The organism is Vibrio cionasavignyae (assembly GCF_050337155.1).
GTDB classification, from domain to species: Bacteria; Pseudomonadota; Gammaproteobacteria; order Enterobacterales; family Vibrionaceae; genus Vibrio; species Vibrio nomapromontoriensis.
The window spans coordinates 63784-81019 of the sequence record NZ_JAKJSR010000021.1 but is presented as its reverse complement, the minus strand read 5'-3'; the positions used below and the strand labels follow the sequence as shown (position 1 = coordinate 81019).

The 17236-nt window shown below is 44.4% G+C and carries 15 protein-coding genes; 13 read left to right on the top strand and 2 right to left on the bottom strand.

The annotated features are described in order from the left end of the window. The first annotated feature begins 6 nt into the window (after positions 1-6). The 6 genes from L4D74_RS17065 to L4D74_RS17040 all read left to right on the top strand — a co-directional run bounded on the left by L4D74_RS17065 (position 7) and on the right by L4D74_RS17040 (position 7388). A complete protein-coding gene (locus tag L4D74_RS17065) occupies positions 7-1266 on the top strand; it encodes an imelysin family protein (protein ID WP_428753503.1) in 1260 nt (419 codons plus the stop codon). A 120-nt stretch (positions 1267-1386) separates the two neighbouring features. Continuing rightward, entirely contained in the window at positions 1387-2745 is a 1359-nt protein-coding gene (locus tag L4D74_RS17060) for a di-heme oxidoreductase family protein (protein WP_428753596.1), read from the top strand. A 9-nt stretch (positions 2746-2754) separates the two neighbouring features. Continuing rightward, complete coding sequence (locus tag L4D74_RS17055) at positions 2755-3822, top strand: imelysin family protein (RefSeq protein ID WP_428753502.1); 1068 nt, start codon at positions 2755-2757, stop codon at positions 3820-3822. Further along, positions 3803-4906: a DUF1513 domain-containing protein gene (locus L4D74_RS17050; protein WP_428753500.1), complete on the top strand. Its 1104-nt coding sequence runs from the start codon at positions 3803-3805 to the stop codon at positions 4904-4906. The genes L4D74_RS17055 and L4D74_RS17050 overlap by 20 nt, the downstream gene beginning before the upstream one ends. A gap of 88 nt (positions 4907-4994) precedes the next feature. Further along, a complete protein-coding gene (locus L4D74_RS17045; protein ID WP_428753499.1) occupies positions 4995-6656 on the top strand; it encodes a L,D-transpeptidase family protein in 1662 nt (553 codons plus the stop codon). Between the two features lie 78 nt (positions 6657-6734). Continuing rightward, on the top strand, positions 6735-7388 hold the full coding sequence (locus L4D74_RS17040; RefSeq protein WP_428753498.1) for an MBL fold metallo-hydrolase: 654 nt from the start codon (positions 6735-6737) through the stop codon (positions 7386-7388). A gap of 35 nt (positions 7389-7423) precedes the next feature. Here L4D74_RS17040 and L4D74_RS17035 read toward each other — a convergent pair whose 3' ends face one another. Next, on the bottom strand, positions 7424-8101 hold the full coding sequence (locus tag L4D74_RS17035) for a DUF2982 domain-containing protein (protein ID WP_428753496.1): 678 nt from the start codon (positions 8099-8101) through the stop codon (positions 7424-7426). A 229-nt stretch (positions 8102-8330) separates the two neighbouring features. Between L4D74_RS17035 and L4D74_RS17030 the strand changes: the two genes are divergently transcribed. The 6 genes from L4D74_RS17030 to L4D74_RS17005 all read left to right on the top strand — a co-directional run bounded on the left by L4D74_RS17030 (position 8331) and on the right by L4D74_RS17005 (position 14468). Further along, positions 8331-8744 carry a MarR family transcriptional regulator gene (locus tag L4D74_RS17030; protein ID WP_428753495.1) on the top strand — a complete coding sequence of 138 codons (414 nt, stop codon included), beginning with the start codon at positions 8331-8333 and terminating at the stop codon, positions 8742-8744. A 491-nt stretch (positions 8745-9235) separates the two neighbouring features. Next, complete coding sequence (locus L4D74_RS17025; RefSeq protein ID WP_428753493.1) at positions 9236-10330, top strand: TRAP transporter substrate-binding protein; 1095 nt, start codon at positions 9236-9238, stop codon at positions 10328-10330. A gap of 208 nt (positions 10331-10538) precedes the next feature. Next, the gene (locus L4D74_RS17020; RefSeq protein ID WP_428753492.1) at positions 10539-11081 is read left to right on the top strand and encodes a TRAP transporter small permease subunit; all 543 of its coding nucleotides are present in this window, start codon (positions 10539-10541) and stop codon (positions 11079-11081) included. A gap of 11 nt (positions 11082-11092) precedes the next feature. Next, on the top strand, positions 11093-12376 hold the full coding sequence (locus L4D74_RS17015; RefSeq protein ID WP_428753491.1) for a TRAP transporter large permease: 1284 nt from the start codon (positions 11093-11095) through the stop codon (positions 12374-12376). Between the two features lie 107 nt (positions 12377-12483). Then, positions 12484-13833, top strand: coding sequence for a cache domain-containing protein (locus L4D74_RS17010; protein ID WP_428753489.1), 1350 nt, complete (start codon positions 12484-12486; stop codon positions 13831-13833). Further along, positions 13833-14468, top strand: coding sequence for a response regulator (locus L4D74_RS17005; protein WP_428753488.1), 636 nt, complete (start codon positions 13833-13835; stop codon positions 14466-14468). The genes L4D74_RS17010 and L4D74_RS17005 overlap by 1 nt, the downstream gene beginning before the upstream one ends. 88 nt (positions 14469-14556) lie before the next feature. Here L4D74_RS17005 and L4D74_RS17000 read toward each other — a convergent pair whose 3' ends face one another. After that, complete coding sequence (locus tag L4D74_RS17000; RefSeq protein ID WP_428753594.1) at positions 14557-16149, bottom strand: BCCT family transporter; 1593 nt, start codon at positions 16147-16149, stop codon at positions 14557-14559. A gap of 383 nt (positions 16150-16532) precedes the next feature. Here L4D74_RS17000 and L4D74_RS16995 point away from each other — a divergent pair, with 383 nt between their 5' ends. After that, positions 16533-17006 carry a MarR family winged helix-turn-helix transcriptional regulator gene (locus tag L4D74_RS16995; RefSeq protein WP_428753487.1) on the top strand — a complete coding sequence of 158 codons (474 nt, stop codon included), beginning with the start codon at positions 16533-16535 and terminating at the stop codon, positions 17004-17006. The last annotated feature ends 230 nt before the right edge of the window (positions 17007-17236 follow it).

Sequence of the window (17236 nt, the reverse complement as noted above, 5' to 3'; positions counted from 1 at the left end):
GCTTCAATGAATGTAACCACTTTTGTGAAGAGTGCAGTGGCTGCCTCTCTGGTACTGACTTCAACGACTGCGCTATCTGCAGTTTCGCAACAACAAGTCGTCGAACATTACGCCGATTTGGCTCATGCCGTTTTCTCCGATGCCCTTATTACGGCCAAATCGCTAGACACTTCTATTAACACTTTTTTAGCGAACCCTTCAGAAAAGGGGTTATCTGATGTAAAACAAGCATGGATCGCTTCTCGTGTACCTTATCAACAAACCGAAGTGTTTCGTTTTGGCAATGCTGTCGTTGATGAATGGGAAGGGCAACTTAATGCTTGGCCGCTCGATGAAGGTTTGATTGATTATGTTAGCTCAGACTACCAATACGAATTAGGTAATGATGGTGCGCAAGCCAATATTGTGGCGAATGAAAGCCTAACCATCGGTGCAAACACACTCGATACTAAAGCGATTACACCGGCATTGATTGCTGATTTGAACGAAGTTGGTGGCTCAGAAGCGAATGTTGCTTCGGGTTATCATGCCATTGAATTTCTGTTGTGGGGGCAAGATCTTAACGGCACAAATGCGGGTGCCGGCGAGCGTCCTTACACGGATTATGTCGTGGGTGAAGGTTGTAGTAACGGTAATTGTGCGCGACGTGCTGAGTATTTACAGGCGGCGTCAACCTTGTTAATTCAAGATTTGGCATGGATGGAAAAACAGTGGTCGGATTCAGAGAAAAATAATTACCGCTCGACGCTGTTGGCAGATAAACCAGTTAACGGTGTGAGAAAAATGCTGTTTGGTATGGGCTCGTTATCGCTGGGCGAACTGGCAGGCGAGCGTATGAAAGTTGCATTAGAAGCTAACTCGACTGAAGATGAGCACGATTGCTTCTCGGATAATACTCACAACTCACATTACTACAATGAACAAGGTATCTACAACGTGTATACCGGAACGTATGTACGTACCAATGGGACTTTAGTTGTCGGTCCAAGTATCGCGGACCTTGTTGCACAAAAAGATAAGATGGCCGCGAAAGAAATTCAAAAGCAGTTCGACGTGACTCGTGCTCAAGTTGGTCAACTGGTCTCTTCTGCGGAAAACGATAACCAACACTTTGATCAGCTTATCGCCTCAAACAACCCTCAAGGTAACAAATTGGTCAACGATACGATCGTCGCGTTAGTTGCTCAGACTGGTTCTATTGAGCGTGCCGCTGGAATTATTGGCATCACAAGCTTGAACCCAGACACGGCAGACCATGACTTTTAGTCCGTCTGAATTCTCGTTAGTTCTTAACAGATAATAATAAAAAGGGGGATGAACCCCCTTTGTTGATCCGATATGAGTGAGTGTTGAATGTTTAAAATATTATTGCCCACCGCCTTTGCCATGATGTCTCTATTTAGCTATGCCGAGCAGCCAATTAGCAAGTATTCTGGTGGTAAAACGACCGTAAATAAGCAAGGTGCTAACGCGTTTTCTCTTCCCGCGGCAAACTTACCGATGAGTAAGCGGTTGGATTTTAGTGTGGGAAACAGTTTCTTCCGAAACCCTTGGGTTCAAGCTCCCGCATCAACGGATGCTAGAGATGGACTTGGCCCATTATTTAATACCAATGGTTGTCAAAACTGTCATATCAAAGATGGACGAGGACATCCGCCTGAGGCAAATGATCAGCATGCGGTTTCAATGTTGGTACGATTAAGTATACCCGCCGAAACAGAAGCACAGAAAAGCCAAATTAAGCGATCAGGGGTGATTCCAGAGCCAACATATGGTGGTCAGCTGCAAGATTTCGCTCTACCTAATATGACACCGGAAGGTCAGATAAGCATTACATATAGTGAGCTTCCTGTTCAATTTAGTGATGGGACGACTGTCCTTCTGCGTAAACCAAATTTAAAGATTGTTGAGTTGGCGTATGGAGATATGCACCCAGATGTCATGATGTCTGCAAGAGTGGCACCACCTATGATTGGCCTTGGGTTATTGGAATCCATACCTGAATCAACAATTCTAGAAATGGCAAAACAACAAGCTAAAGATGGTTCGACGGTTTCAGGTAAACCTAATTATGTCCTGGATGCGCGTACCCAAAAAATGGCATTAGGTCGCTTTGGTTGGAAGGCTGGACAACCCAACTTAATGCAACAAAATGCCGCAGCATTTCAAGGTGATCTCGGCCTCACCAGCACGCTATTTCCTTCCGAAAACTGCTCGTCACAGCAAGATGTGTGTCATGAAGGGGTAAGTGGAGGGGTTCCAGAAGTGAGTGACAAAATTTTAGACTTTGTCGAGTTTTATAGCCAACATTTAGCCGTACCTAGCCGTAGGAATACTCAAGACCCACAAGTGATTGAAGGGCAAGAACTCTTTACGAAAGTCGGTTGTGAGAGCTGTCATCGAACGAATGTTCAAACCGATACTCGAGAGAACTTACCCGCTTTATCGGCGCAAAGGATTCATCCTTATACTGATATGTTGTTGCATGATATGGGGGAAGGCTTGGCCGACAATCGACCTGAATATGCTGCGACAGGTCAAGAATGGCGGACGCCGCCGTTATGGGGCATTGGTTATACCAAAGAAGTGAATGGGCATACGTATTTTCTTCATGATGGGCGAGCGAGAAACTTAACTGAAGCCATTGTGTGGCATGGTGGTGAAGCAAAAGCAACACAGCAGAACTTCTTGGCACTAAGTGGTAAAGAGCGTCAGGCGTTGATTGCTTTTTTGAACTCATTATAAGGAAACGTGATGAAATACCATGTATCGATAATGGGTCTATTAGCGATGATGTTGTCAGCTCTTTTAGTAGGCTGCGGCGCGACAAGCGAGGTGCAGCGGAGTGCATCTTCTCCGCCTGAAGCTCTTCAGCCCGAACAGACACACCATGTTAGCCAACATGTTTATGAGCTTGAGCACCAATCGGCCGTGCAATTCAACCTCTCCATGGACAGTTTGTACCAGCAATCTCAAGCATATTGTCAGCAAACGGAGAGCATTGCTTCTGTTGAGCGTGCTTGGCAGAAAGGGATGGAGCAATGGATGTGGTTGCAGGGACAAGAAAGAGGTCCCACTCAAGCGTTAGAACAAAATTGGAATATTCAGTTTTGGCCAGACAAAAAAAACACGACTGGGCGCAAAATGACGGCCGCGAGTCAGCGAGATAGCTGGTCTGTTGCTGCGATAAAAGATGAGAGTGTCACTGTGCAGGGATTAGGTGCCGTCGAATGGCTACTATTTGATCCAAAATCTAATTTGGAAACCAACCCGTCATCAAGCTGCTCACTACTTATTGCCATAACCGGAGCATTAACGGAGCGTTCGGGAGTCATCGTGCAGGCATGGTCGGTAAACCCCTGGAGCGCATTGGATGACAAAGCTTGGACGGCTGAATATTTAGCGTTGCTGACCAATCAGTTGGATTACAGCATGAAAAAATTGTCACGCCCTTTAGCGAAAGTGGGGGCAGCAAAACCGTACTTTTCTGAATCTTGGCGCTCTCAGACATCGATGATGCATTTACGAGCCAATGTAGAAGCCTTGCAGTCGCTTTATATGGCGAATGGGCAAGGACTTGATTTGATACTCCGTGAGTCGGGGGCATCTGAGCTGGCAGTGAGAATTGACCATCAGTTTAAAAGCATCCTAGAAACTTGGCCTGCGTCCTCCAGTCTTTTTGAGTTACTGCAAAACAAAGATGGTTACCGAATGGTGTTAAACCAATATAACAAACTTGAGCAGCTTAGATACTTAATGAGTGAAGAAGCGGCGATAAAGTTGGGTGTCGTGATAGGGTTTAATGCAACTGATGGCGATTGATATAACCAAGAGAAATTTAATACGGTTAGGAGCGATGGGCGCAATGGCTCCTACGTGGTTAGCGGGCTGCAGTACGGCTGCTTCTTCAGTGTTAGAGCCGCGACGTTCTCCCCAGTTGATTGGTGGCTCTATCCGTCACAATGGAGAATTCGACGTCGTCATTGCTGCGAATGGCACTCAACCGGTTCATCAATTACCACTGCCCGGTCGAGGGCACGGTGTGGCTATACATCCTCATCAGCCCTTGGCGGTAATGTTTGGTCGAAGGCCTGGCACTTACGCTATGGTATTTAACTACCAAAGCGGTGAAATGACATCCCTTATCCTAGCATCTAAACAACGCCACTTTTATGGCCATGGTGTTTTTTCTTCTAATGGTCGCTGGTTATATGCAACAGAAGGGGAACGTTCATCTAGCCGTGGCATTATTGGAGTATACGATACACAGCAAGGCTATAAAAAAGTTGAAGAGTTTACCGGGTTTGGCAAAGGACCACATGAAGTGATCATTACGCGAGACGACACTTTGGTGGTTGGCGTTGGCGGTGTGCATACTGATGGGCGTACACCACTAAACTTATCCACGATGACCCCGAGTCTAGCGTACCTTAGTGCCACTGGTGAGTTGCTAGAGCAAGTGTCGCTTAAGGATCATCGAAAAAGTATTCGTCATCTTGCTCACGATGATGATGATACGATACTGACAGGCCAGCAATACCGTGGCGAAGCTGACTCGTATGTCCCGCTTGTCGCTTCGCACAAGCGAGGGCAACCGCTGCAAGAGTTAGGTGGAGAAGCGGAAGATTGGGCTAGATTTAATCACTATGTTGCCAGCATTGCAGCCAATAAACAGCATATTGTTGCCACATCACCTAGGGGCAACTGCTATGGAATATGGGATAAGAAGACACTGAAGTTATTACAAATCAAAGTACTGCCAGACGCGTCAGGCGTCGTGATTAAAGATGAGCATTTTTTCATCAGCTCAGGCGCTGGAAAAGTGGTGCAAATCGCCCCCGATTTGACGGTGAAAATGCTGCATTCTCCGATCCAATGGGATAACCACTGGAAGATGATCACATAAATGAGACGGAGGGAGTTTGCCTGTAAATTAGTCATGTTGAGACGGTGAGATCTGCCATACTTAAACTCTAGAGAGAGGGAGTGGCTAGATGTCAAAGCAGTTATTTTCCGTGGTGACAGCAGGAGTGGTGTGCTTAGTGGCAGCGCAGGTGTGGGCTGCCCCCGATCAAGATATTAATGAAAGGGATACGGTTGCTGCGATCGCGGCAACCGTACAACCTGCCTATTATGACAAACGCAGTGCGCCTTCAGCACCAAGCCTACCATCATCCATATCAAAAAAGTCAGTGACTGAGATCTTACTGTATGGCTCGTTAGTTGATTACGTTTATAACGAGACAAATAGTCAAAAAATTTGGTCCAATAATGAGCTCAACGCACAATTAAACCTGCAATTAGAAATGGTTAACCTGGCTGGTTTTAGTCCCTTATTTGAGCAAAGAGTAAAACATATGCAGTCTTTGTATCAGACGGGGCATTTTGATGAATATGATCGAGCCGCGACCGACACGTTACTGCTGTACATCAGTTATATTGCTGCTGTCCCAGAACTTGGTAAGCAGTGGTATTTTTCTGAAAGCTTAATTGATGCGTTGCCAAGGCCATCGGCAACGGAAGTCCATCAACTCCTACTTGCTATCGAGAACAACACATTAGCTAATTACTTGCTCTCGTTATCACCGCCCATGCTACAGCAATTAGGTTTTGAAAATGCCTATATAGATTTATTAGCCAAATCCCAAATTGAGCTGACGGCATACGAACAAGTCGGGCTAATCAGAAAAGGGGATAAGCTTGAGCCTGAACCCTATATCCATTTGTTAGATCGCCTTGCAGAATCTGAGCTTTATGTCGACGTAAGAGAAGACGGGATGTTTGACCAATCTTTAGAGTACGCCATTAAGGAGTTTCAAAGGCTTTATGGTCTTGAGGATGACGGTATTATTGGACCCAATACACTGCATTGGTTAAATATGCCTGCGCAAGAGAAGTTAAGAGTGTTAGCGCTTAATGCTGAACGTTCACGCCTCTGGCCTCAGCAGAGAGAGCATATTATTTTGGTGAATGTACCTAGTTTTGAACTCAAATATTGGGGCGAAGGTGAGGCACGTTTTGAATCGAGAGTGATTGTTGGGCGGTTAACGAGGCCCACACCGATTTTTGAAACCAAGATGGATTCGTTAATTGTGAATCCAACATGGAATGTGCCTTGGAAAATTATGGTGAAAGACATCATCCCTAAAGTTAAGAATGATCCAACGTACCTGTTTTCACAGCGTATTGAAATTCTCGAGGGTTGGCATAACCGCGTCACGGTTGATCCTACGGTGATAGATTGGAAAGAAGTTCAGCCTAAACAGTTTCCTTATCGAATGAGGCAGCAAGCAGGCGTGTGGAATGCATTAGGACAATATAAGTTTAACACCCCCAACGAACGGGCGATTTTTCTGCACGATACCCCCGGCAAACAACTGTTTAATGAAAGCAGTCGTGCCTATAGCTCTGGTTGTATTCGAGTTGAGCATGCTGATAAGTTTGCACAGGTATTATTAGAACATCAGGGAAAGCTACTTGACGACTTATCGACGTATCGAGACAACAAAGCCATTTCATTTAAAAATAGAATTCCTGTCCATATTATTTATCAAACGGCTTGGCTTGAAGATGGTAAAGCACACTTTAGAGCCGACGTGTATCAGTATGACAATAGAAGAGGGAGTGTTACTGAAACGGCTCTGATTAAAAACTAGCGAGGGCAGTAACTGACTTGTCATCGCTTATAGACAATGTCATAGTCTCGCTACTTTTTTTGAATAGTAGGATTTCCGATGAGTCTTAAGTATCAAGTCGTGCCCGTGACGTCTTTTGCACAAAATTGTTCCATTGTTTGGTGTGATGAAACCATGAAAGGTGTGTTGATTGATCCAGGCGGAGACATTGAACAACTGCAAGTGCTTATCGCAGAGCTCGGCGTTCAAGTAGAAAAATTAGTGCTCACCCATGGGCATCTTGACCATGTTGGTGGAACTGAGCCTCTTTCAAAAGCACTTGGTGTAGAAATTGTTGGTCCCCATAAGGCTGATAATTTTTGGCTGCAAGGCTTAGAAAATCAGAGTCAAATGTTTGGTTTCCCTCTGACGAAAGCTTTTGAACCTAATCAATGGCTTGATGATGGAGACGTTATTACATTTGGCAATCAGTCTTTAAACGTCATTCACACGCCAGGTCATACTCCAGGCCACGTTGTGCTGTTTAACAATGCTGCTAAACAAGCATTTGTTGGCGATGTGTTGTTTAAAGGTGGTATCGGTCGAACGGATTTCCCACAAGGTAACTACGAAACGTTGATCCAGTCGATTAAAGGCAAATTATGGCCTTTAGGTAATGACGTTGCTTTTGTTCCTGGCCATGGACCAGAGTCTACGTTTGGTCATGAAAGAGTATCAAACCCATTTGTTGCTGATGAGATGCCGCTTTACTGAGCACTAAGCTAATTTTCGCTTATAAAATGGCATAGTTACGATTCGAACATGTCACGATCCGCTGCTGCTAAGTAGCGGCGGGTCAGTCCTACAAATTCCTCCCCACTTCTGTCCAAATCTGCTTCCGAAATAAAAATATCGTAACCAAAGAACTCGCGTTGATACTTCATACGATTGGCAAGCATTGCCATAAGGCCGTGATACTCAGAACCATCGCAATCGATAAATGGTGTGGAATCCAGCACAATGTCTTCAAAGGTCGTCTGTGGAGATGTTTGCTGCAGTCCAAGATAAAGCAAGGCGCGCTGGCTAAGTAGCAAATCCGTCGCGATCCGTGGACAAATAGCATTGAGATAAGCTTGGTAATTGTTAATTCGTAGACCAATCCAAGGAAGTGGAGTATGCCAACCATCATGATGGTGACTACAAATCCCAATACGTTCGATGTCAGACCAACGAAGTGCCCAGCCGCCTTTAAACATATGCTGTTGAAAATGAGTCGCGGTTAACGTAAAGGTAACCCGGCTTTTTACTATGGTGTAGTAAGTGAAACTTAGGGCGACGACAAGTAAAGCAATAACAACAAGCGACAGTTGCCAGTTTGGTGAGAAAAGGACAATTGCGAATCCTATAAGCGCAGCGATAGCCACACTTTTTCGTAGTATGGGTGAGTGCAAAGAATAGTGGTGATTACTTATGTGAATACTGTTCATAGATTACAAATAGCACCCTTAATAGCAAAAAGCAGTCATGCACATGACGTTATATGATGCTCGAAAAATGTCAGCATTATTGTTTAAATAATAGTCATAAACGTTGAAAGTCGGCATTTTTCGTGACGCTTTGTGTCATGCCTCTACAAAAGCTGTCAAAATTTTGGTATAAAACGCGCTTCAAATTTTGACCACTGCTTACAGCGCAGTGAAATGGAGAGAAAACTCAATGAAACTTGCTCATAAGCGCAAAGTGCAATCAAAATTGCAAAAGCGCATTAAAGCGGTAGTTGCGAATACAGCAGCTGCAACAAAAACAGAAAAATCTGTTGTAGCAAAAGCATCTGTAGCAAAAGAAGCTGTAGTTAAACAAGCACCGGTAGCAAAAAAAGCACCTGTAGCTGAAAAAGCAACTGCGACAAAAAAAGTTGAAGTAGCATTAACTCCTAAGCAGCAACAAGTATTAGATATTGTTGTTAAGCACGCCGATGGTATCAACCCTAAAGGGATTGGCCAAGAAGCCGGCCAAGAAGACGCTAAAGCAGCATCTTGGGCAACGGGTGCTCTTAAGAAGTTACTAGAAGAAGGCTTAGTTGCGAAAGAACAGCTTGCTGGTAATAAAGTGATCTACAAAGCGCAGTAATGCCTCACTTTATTCAATGTCAAAAAGGCCCCGGTTAAGGGGCTTTTTTGATCTTGTTGCTTCACGACCTATCTCACGCCCCACAATTAAATAGCCTTCCTAAACTTTGCTGTACTCTCTTGGATTAAACGCACCTACTTGCTTATGCATTGCTGTTGTTACTTTGCTATAGCGCTCTATTTGTTAGCAGTTGTTGTGAGTTGCGTAGCATTTCTGTAATTTTTAGCGAGGGTAAATACGTACGTAGTAACTTTTCTTATTGGCGTGAGAGCTATGGCAATTCATTGAAATATAATGGGTTACGTCTATTAGTCGCAAATATCCTACGTATTACTACGTAATACAAAGGTCGAACTTAGGTTTGTGTGGAGGGGAGAATGCGTGGTCGCACGAATACAAGATATTGATAATTAGATTCATAGTTACCTTGAACGTGAAACTTGGGGTGTTCGGATGTCACTCCATATAAGAAACTACTCAAGGAACTGAAAATGAGTCTAATCAAGAAATCAGTCACTCGTGCACTTAAGAGCACAGCTATTGTTGCGGCAACCTGCTTAGCCTTTGTTGCGACTACGGCAAATGCGGCCGACAAAGTATATCGCCTTAAGCTTGCTGAGACATGGGGACCTAATTTCCCTATTTTTGGCGATGCCACAAAAAATATGGCTAAGATGGCCGAAGAAATGTCGAATGGTCGACTGCAAATTCGTATCGACTCGTCAAATAAACATAAAGCGCCTTTCGGTGTTTTTGATATGGTGAAGTCTGGCCAATATGATATGGGTCATTCGGCGTCGTACTACTGGAAAGGTAAAGTACCGAACACACTGTATTTCACTACGATGCCTTTTGGTATGACGGCACCCGAGCAATACGCGTGGTTCTATCATGGTGGTGGTATGGAGTTGATGGAAAAAGTCTACTCGCCACATAACATGATGTCATTCCCAGGTGGTAACACCGATGTACAGATGGGCGGTTGGTTTCAAAAGGAAATTAATAGTGTTGAAGACCTACAAGGTTTGAAAATGCGTATACCAGGCTTCGCGGGCGAAATTCTGGCAGAAGTTGGTGCAAAACCAACGAATATCGCATCGGGCGAGCTTTATACGTCTCTAGAACGTCGTACAATCGACGCTCTTGAGTGGGTAGGGCCTTCTCTAGATCTACGTATGGGTTTCCACAAAATCGCACCATACTACTATACAGGCTGGCATGAGCCTGCAACGGAGCTTCAATTCCTTGTGAATAAACGTACCTGGAATAAGTTGCCGGATGACCTGAAAGCTATCCTACAAATCGCAATGAAAACAGCCGCGTACGATATGTATATCCAATCTACCCATGAAAGCGGTAAAAACTGGGCAACAATCCAATCGGATTACCCTGATATTAAAGTGAAAGATTTCCCACGCGAAGTTATCGATGCATTGCGTGATGCGAACGATAAATTGCTAAAAGAGCATGCTGCGAAAGATGCAACAGCGAAAGAGATTCAAATGTCTCAAGCTGCTTATCTAGAGCAAGTTCGTTCATGGACTGATATCGCTTCTAAAGCTTACCTTAATAAGTTCGATGACTAATGGTTCTGAAGTGGCGCTTTGCGCCACTTCTCCTGTCGATGAGTTCCGAATTCAGTTTTACACCTATTTAATCTTATTAACGATAAAGTGACGAGATGCTCGCAGAGTGTTCCTTCGTCATCAAAATTTATTGTCCGATGTTCAATGTTGAATACTTACGCACTCTACACATAAATAAAACAATATGAGTCGCGGGATGGAGTCTGGTATGCGAAGCCTAATTTATATAGAGAGACTGTTTAACAAAGTTAGCGACATGCTGGGAGTGGTGTCGAGTATTTTGTTTTTATTACTACTTGCAAACGTCGTGTACGACGTGGTGATGCGCTACGTATTTAATGACGTATCGATTGCCTTTCAAGAGATGGAGTGGCACCTATTTTCAGCGGTATTTTTACTTGGTGTTCCATACGCGATTAAAGCTGGAGGCCACGTGAGGGTCGACGTATTTTACGAACGACTGTCGATAAAAGCGCGCGCTATTATCGATTTGATCGGTACCTTTGTGTTTCTTTTCCCATTCTGTTTACTCGTGGCTTGGTTCGGCATTGATTTTGCCAAAGAAAGCTTTGCACTAGGTGAAACGTCAGGTGATCCAGGAGGCTTGCCGTATCGCTGGGTAATCAAAGCTATGATCCCTCTTTCATTCTTCTTCATGGCGATCAGTGGAGTAGGGCTCGTGCTCCACTCTCTGAATAAGCTGGTCAACCCTCATTTGATATACGCCAATTCAACCGACTCTAAAGAATAAGGATTGTTTCTATGATCGGCATAGTCATGTTTTTTGTAGCGCTGTTTGCGCTACTGTTAGGATTTCCAGTGGCCTTCACATTTGGAGGTATCGCGCTGATATTTGGCGTGTGGGCAGAAGGCATAGAAATGTTCGCTTTCATGCCATATCGCATCCAATCGATTATGGAAAATACCGTTTTGATGGCGGTTCCGTTATTTGTCTTCATGGGCTTAGTGTTACAAAAAACCAAGTTGGCAGAGCAACTGCTTGAATCAATGGGGCGTCTATTTGGTGGTGTGCGTGGTGGTATTGCTATTTCAACGGTACTAGTGGGTGCATTGCTTGCAGCGTCTACAGGTGTTGTAGGAGCGTCAGTAGTGGCGATGGGGCTTATCTCCCTACCGGTTATGCTGAAGTACAATTACGACAAAGGGCTAGCGTGTGGCACCATATGTGCGTCTGGTACATTGGGTCAAATCATTCCGCCTTCGATTGTTCTGATCTTGCTTGGGGATGTACTCGGTGTGCCGGTTGGTGATTTATTTCAGGCGGCAATTTGGCCTGGATTGGTGTTAGTTGGCGCCTATGTTTTATACATCCTGATTTATGCAAAACTTAACCCAGAAGCTGCGCAGCCTATTCCTAGAGATGAGTCTATTTCTCGTTCTCAAGAAGTCAAAACAGCGTTGAAAGCGATCATACCGCCACTGGCGTTGATTGTGATTGTTCTAGGGTCAATATTTGCAGGGGTTGCAACTCCGACAGAGTCTGCTGCTCTCGGGGGCGCAGGCGCAATTGTACTGTCCCTTGCCTATGGCCAGTTTAACTTCCGTATGCTTTATGAAGCTTCAAAAGAAACGGTGAAAGTAACCGCGATGGTGTTTGCGATTCTGTTAGGTGCGACAGCATTTTCAATGGCGTTTACCTATACCGGTGGCGATATGCTCGTGGAAGAGTGGATGTTAGAGATACCCGGTGAGAAATGGGGCTTCCTTATTATCACTATGCTGGTGATCTTGATTCTAGGTTTTTTTATCGATTTTGTGGAAATTTGTTTCATTATTGTTCCGATGATCGCGCCCGTTGCTGAAATCATGGGCATCAATATGACGTGGTTTGCCATACTTGTCGCAATGAACCTACAGACTTCGTTCTTAACGCCTCCATTTGGTTTTAGTTTGTTCTATTTGAAAGGGGTGGCGCCAGATGGCGTGACGACAAGAGATATATACCGTGGTGTCATGCCATTTATTGCTATTCAAATCTTAGTGTTAGCGTCACTGTTAGTGTTCCCATCCTTTTATGGAATGTGATCCAATTACCGTTGTGGCGTAAGGAAGTTCATTTATTTAGCCGCCGTGGTAATGTGTCTTAAGGGATGCATTGCCTTTATAGGCGGCTGTAGTTAGAAGGGACTTCTATGCCACTCAAAGCCAAACTTATCTTATTGACGTTGCTGCCGTTAGTTATTCTGACGGCTAGCGTGAGTTGGATAGCCCTCCATCAAGCCAAATCCTTTGGCGAAAAAGAAATCGAGATTTTCCGCGAGAGCTTAATTCGTTCAAAAGAATCAGCGCTGAAAGACAGCGTTGAATTAGCCTTTGATGCTATCGAATACGCCTACAATGATCCTGATCTGTCAGAGTCCGAAGCAAAAGCACAGGTAAGGGAAATTTTGGATAGGCTACGTTATGGGACCGATGGCTATTTTTTTGCTTACGACAAAACCGGGACTAACCTCGTCCATCCGATACAACCAGAGTTGGTCGGTCGGAATTTACTCAAGTTACAAGACCAAGACGGTAACTATTTGATCGAGACATTACTGTTCCAAGCTCAGGCTGGGGGAGGTTTTCATCAGTATTTATGGCAAAAACCGTCCACTGGTGAAACCGTGACTAAGCTTAGTTATGCGGCTTGGCTAGATAAATGGGAATGGATGATTGGCACGGGGCTATATATTGAGGACGTGGCGAGAGAGGTCGCTGTTCTTCGTGCTGCTATCGATAAAAATATAGAAACCACGATGTTTTCTATTGTGACGATATTTTCGGTGACGGTGGCCGTCATTATTGTACTGACCTTAGCTGTGAATTGGCATGAGCATAAGTTGGCGGATAAGAACTTAAAGGAGCTAGCGCACAAAACAGTGATGTTTCAAGAGGATGAAAGAAAGCACCTTGCCAGAGAATTACACGATGGGGTAAACCAATTGTTGGTTTCTAGTAAGTGTCACTTAGAGTTGATGGATACCAAGGATATTGATGTTCGCTCCATAGGGCATTTGAGTAAGTCCCAGTCTTCTTTGTCAGAAGCGATTATTGAAGTGAGGCGAATTTCTCACCATCTTAGACCCAGCGCCTTAGATGATATCGGACTGGAAGCGGCAATTTCCAGTTTGCTGCAAGATTTTAAAACGTACTCTCATGCAAATACAGAACTGGTGCTGGATACACAAGCATCTAAACTTAAATCAGAGGTAGCAACGACCTTGTATCGTGTTGTACAAGAATCATTAAACAACATAGAAAAGCATGCCGATGCGACGCAAGTTACCGTGTTTCTCAAACAGTTCGGTAATGTGTTGCAATTAATGATCCGTGATAATGGCATTGGTTTTGATGTGACTAATGCAATGGCAGCGCGCGGCATCGGTTTGCGTAATATGAGAGAGCGTGTTGAGTTTATTGGCGGCGAGTTTGAACTATTGAGTGATTATGGAGCCGGTACAGAAATCACAGTCTTGCTGAAGCTAGAAGGAACGGAATAATGGATGAACCGATCAAAGTGGTGATAGTGGATGATCATCAAGTGGTTTTGGAAGGTTTCATCGCTCGACTTGAGCGAGAGCCGGATATTGAGGTGATTGCAACGGCAAGTAATGGGCTAGAGGCGATAGATGTCGTCAAATCTTATCAGCCTGACGTGGTACTAATGGACGTGAGTATGCCAATTATGAACGGCATAGAGGCAACACAGCTACTAAAAGAAGAGCGCCCTGAAGCCAAGGTCTTAATGCTTACTATGCATGATAACCGTGAGTATATTATGAAAGTGATGCAGGCAGGTGCGGTGGGCTATATGTTAAAGGAAATCTCTGCAGAAAAAATGGTTCAAGCCATTAAAACGGTTAAACAAGGTTCTACCTATTTTTGTGAGTCCGTCACACAAACGCTATTTTCGCAAGAGGTGTCACCAGCCGTGAGCAAGACAAACCCATTGAGTCGTCGAGAAGAGTCAGTGTTGAAATTAGTCGCACAGGGGAGTAGCAGCAAGAAAATAGCGCAGGTGCTCAATATATCCTATCGTACGGTAGAAACGCACCGGCAGAACATTAAACATAAGTTGGACTTACATTCGACAGCTGAATTGGCAAAATACGCACTGGAACATGGTTTGGGGTAGGGCAGAGAGTGAACACTATTGATATGAGCAGTGACGCTAGACAAAAAAAGACCCGCGAAAGCGGGTCTTTACGTTCTACATCATAGCGTTACGCGTAGCTATGTTGATGCACTTGCAGCTCGGTACGCATGCCTTTCAATAGGCTGACACACATAACCAGCAGAATAACCGTAAACGGCAACGCGGTTGAGATCGCGCCAGCTTGCAGTGCTTGAATTGCCTCTGTACCACCAACCCATAGTAATACTGCAGCGATTGCACCTTCAATAGTTGCCCAGAACACACGCTGTGGTACTGGTGCATCAACTTTACCGCCAGCAGTGATGCTGTCGATAACCAGTGAAGCTGAATCTGACGAAGTAATGAAGAACACCATAATCAAGATGATAGAGATAACCGACAAAATGGTGCTCATCGGTAGTGCTTCGTATGCATAGAACAGTGACAACGTTAGATCGGTCAATCCATTTTGGCCGAGCTCACCGACTTGGTTGATCACTTGGTCGATTGCCATGCCACCGAACGCCGCCATCCAAAATAGAGTGATGGTTGTCGGGATGACAATAACGGCTGTCAGGAATTCACGTACGGTACGTCCTTTAGAAACACGCGCAATGAACATGCCAACACATGGGGACCATGAAATCCACCACGCCCAGTAGAATACGGTCCAACCGTGCATCCAAGCTTCGTCTTCACGACCGTGAGGATTACTCAGTGGGATGATATTCTCTACGTAGCCGACAATAGTCGTGCCTAGTGAGCCGAAGAACGTCGCAATTGATACCACAATAACAACAATTAATAGCACGAAAGCAACCAAGATGTTGGTGTTACTCAGTAGCTTTACACCCCCATCAATACCACGAACAACGGAAAAAATTGCTAGAGCAGTCACAAAGGCAATCACGACGAGTTGTAATGAAGTACCGGCTTCAAACCCAAATACATGCCCAATACCACTGGCCGCTTGTTGTGCCCCAAGACCTAATGATGTCGCGAGACCAAATAGGGTCGCTAACACAGCAAGGACATCAATAACGTGACCAAACCACCCCCACGTTCTATCACCAAGTAGTGGATAGAACACTGAGCGCATTGAAAGAGGCAAACCTTTATTAAAGGCAAAGAAGGCCATCGAAAGTGCCACAACTGCGTACATGGACCATGGGTGAATACCCCAGTGGAACATTGTTGCGCCTAGTGCTACTTTACGAGCTTCTTCAGTATAAGCTTCAACACCTAGTGGCGTTTCATACCAACCTGTGAAATAGGCAACAGGCTCAGCTACCCCCCAAAACATCAAACCAATACCCATACCGCCAGCAAACAGCATCGCGATCCAAGATAGGGTTGAATGGTCAGGTTTTGCGCTAGCACCACCAATGCGAATTTTCCCGTAAGGGGATAAGACGAGGCCTAGGCAAAAAATCACGAAGATATTGCCAGCCCACATAAATAAGTTGTCGAATGCGCCGATGATTTGCCATTTAGCGCCATCGAGTGTGGCTTTGGCAGTGGCTGGGTCTACGACGAGAAGGGCGACGAGAAACAGTACGATCAGTGCTGCACTGGTGCCGAAGACAGGGTTGTGAACATCAAACCCCCATTTTTGGACATTGTCTTGCCCAACAGTATAGTCAGTATTTTCAATACTATACTTGTCCTTAGTATTATTCATCATTCCTCTGATACTACTTAGAGCTCTAACTAAAATTCGGCGGAATACTAACAAAAGTAATTATAAATGGGAAGATATTCATTGTTTTGCTCGCATTTTGGACTAAATTGAATAGACAAACTGTATAGAGCACTAACCGTTTTAGCTCTAATGAAATAGGCTGTTTTTTCTGTGTTTTTATCGGTAAAATAACCGCAGTAAACGTAAGTGCGACCAAGGGTTACAGTGCATTGTCAAGGGAGCGCGTAAGCGCACCTTTTTAAACACTAATAATGAGTCAATGGTGGCCGCGATCGGTTTATAGGTGTGATTGAGATGCATCATTGGTATGAATGTGTTACAACGCAGGGATCAACGGATAATCGCTAATTTGGAATAAAGAATTGGAAAAACACGAAGAAGTGCTCGTGGCGATACGCCAAGTAATAAGAGCCATCGATTTACATTCGAAAAAATTAAAAAAAGAGTGCGGACTTACTGGGCCGCAACTGGTGCTGATGAAGGCAATCAGGGAAAAAGGGAATGTAACCATTCGTGAGTTATCGAATTATACCAATGTTAGTCAGGCGACAGCGACGACTATTATCGACCGTCTAGAACTGAACGATTATGTAAGACGTGAACGAAGTCATCAAGACAAGCGAAAAGTTCATGCAGTGTTAACAGAAAAAGGCACTGAAGTGCTTGATAGCGCCCCTTTGCCACTTCAAGACAGCTTTGTTCAAAAATTTCAAAGTCTTGAGGTGTGGGAGCAAACCTTGTTGTTGTCTTCTATCCAAAGAATATCATCGATGATGAATGCGGAAGGCATCGATGCCGCGCCAGTATTACAAATAGATGCGATAGCGAAAAACTAACGTTGTCTACGCCCGAATAATAACGCATTAAGCCCATATTACTGGAAAGTATTGTGGGCTTTTTTGTGCTCGTAAGTTAGCGATTAACAGGGTCGATTTTAGTATCAATAATTTGACATCTAAATAGTCTATACTTTGCGGTAGTCGACGATGGATAACGTGCTAATGGCAAAGACTATATGATAAATCAGACATTTTTTGCTAAACTGAAACTTTCGTAGCACTAAAAG

Excerpts from the sequence above, each read along its gene's own strand:
- L4D74_RS17035 (WP_428753496.1), bottom strand. The coding sequence starts at position 8,101 with ATGAACAGTATTCACATAAGTAATCACCACTATTCTTTGCACTCACCC.
- L4D74_RS17030 (WP_428753495.1), top strand. The coding sequence starts at position 8,331 with ATGAAACTTGCTCATAAGCGCAAAGTGCAATCAAAATTGCAAAAGCGC.
- L4D74_RS17060 (WP_428753596.1), top strand. The coding sequence starts at position 1,387 with ATGATGTCTCTATTTAGCTATGCCGAGCAGCCAATTAGCAAGTATTCT.
- L4D74_RS17045 (WP_428753499.1), top strand. The coding sequence starts at position 4,995 with ATGTCAAAGCAGTTATTTTCCGTGGTGACAGCAGGAGTGGTGTGCTTA.
- L4D74_RS17050 (WP_428753500.1), top strand. The coding sequence starts at position 3,803 with ATGCAACTGATGGCGATTGATATAACCAAGAGAAATTTAATACGGTTA.
- L4D74_RS17010 (WP_428753489.1), top strand. The coding sequence starts at position 12,484 with ATGCCACTCAAAGCCAAACTTATCTTATTGACGTTGCTGCCGTTAGTT.
- L4D74_RS17040 (WP_428753498.1), top strand. The coding sequence starts at position 6,735 with ATGAGTCTTAAGTATCAAGTCGTGCCCGTGACGTCTTTTGCACAAAAT.
- L4D74_RS17065 (WP_428753503.1), top strand. The coding sequence starts at position 7 with ATGAATGTAACCACTTTTGTGAAGAGTGCAGTGGCTGCCTCTCTGGTA.
- L4D74_RS17020 (WP_428753492.1), top strand. The coding sequence starts at position 10,539 with ATGCGAAGCCTAATTTATATAGAGAGACTGTTTAACAAAGTTAGCGAC.
- L4D74_RS17025 (WP_428753493.1), top strand. The coding sequence starts at position 9,236 with ATGAGTCTAATCAAGAAATCAGTCACTCGTGCACTTAAGAGCACAGCT.
- L4D74_RS17055 (WP_428753502.1), top strand. The coding sequence starts at position 2,755 with ATGAAATACCATGTATCGATAATGGGTCTATTAGCGATGATGTTGTCA.
- L4D74_RS17005 (WP_428753488.1), top strand. The coding sequence starts at position 13,833 with ATGGATGAACCGATCAAAGTGGTGATAGTGGATGATCATCAAGTGGTT.
- L4D74_RS17000 (WP_428753594.1), bottom strand. The coding sequence starts at position 16,149 with ATGAATAATACTAAGGACAAGTATAGTATTGAAAATACTGACTATACT.
- L4D74_RS17015 (WP_428753491.1), top strand. The coding sequence starts at position 11,093 with ATGATCGGCATAGTCATGTTTTTTGTAGCGCTGTTTGCGCTACTGTTA.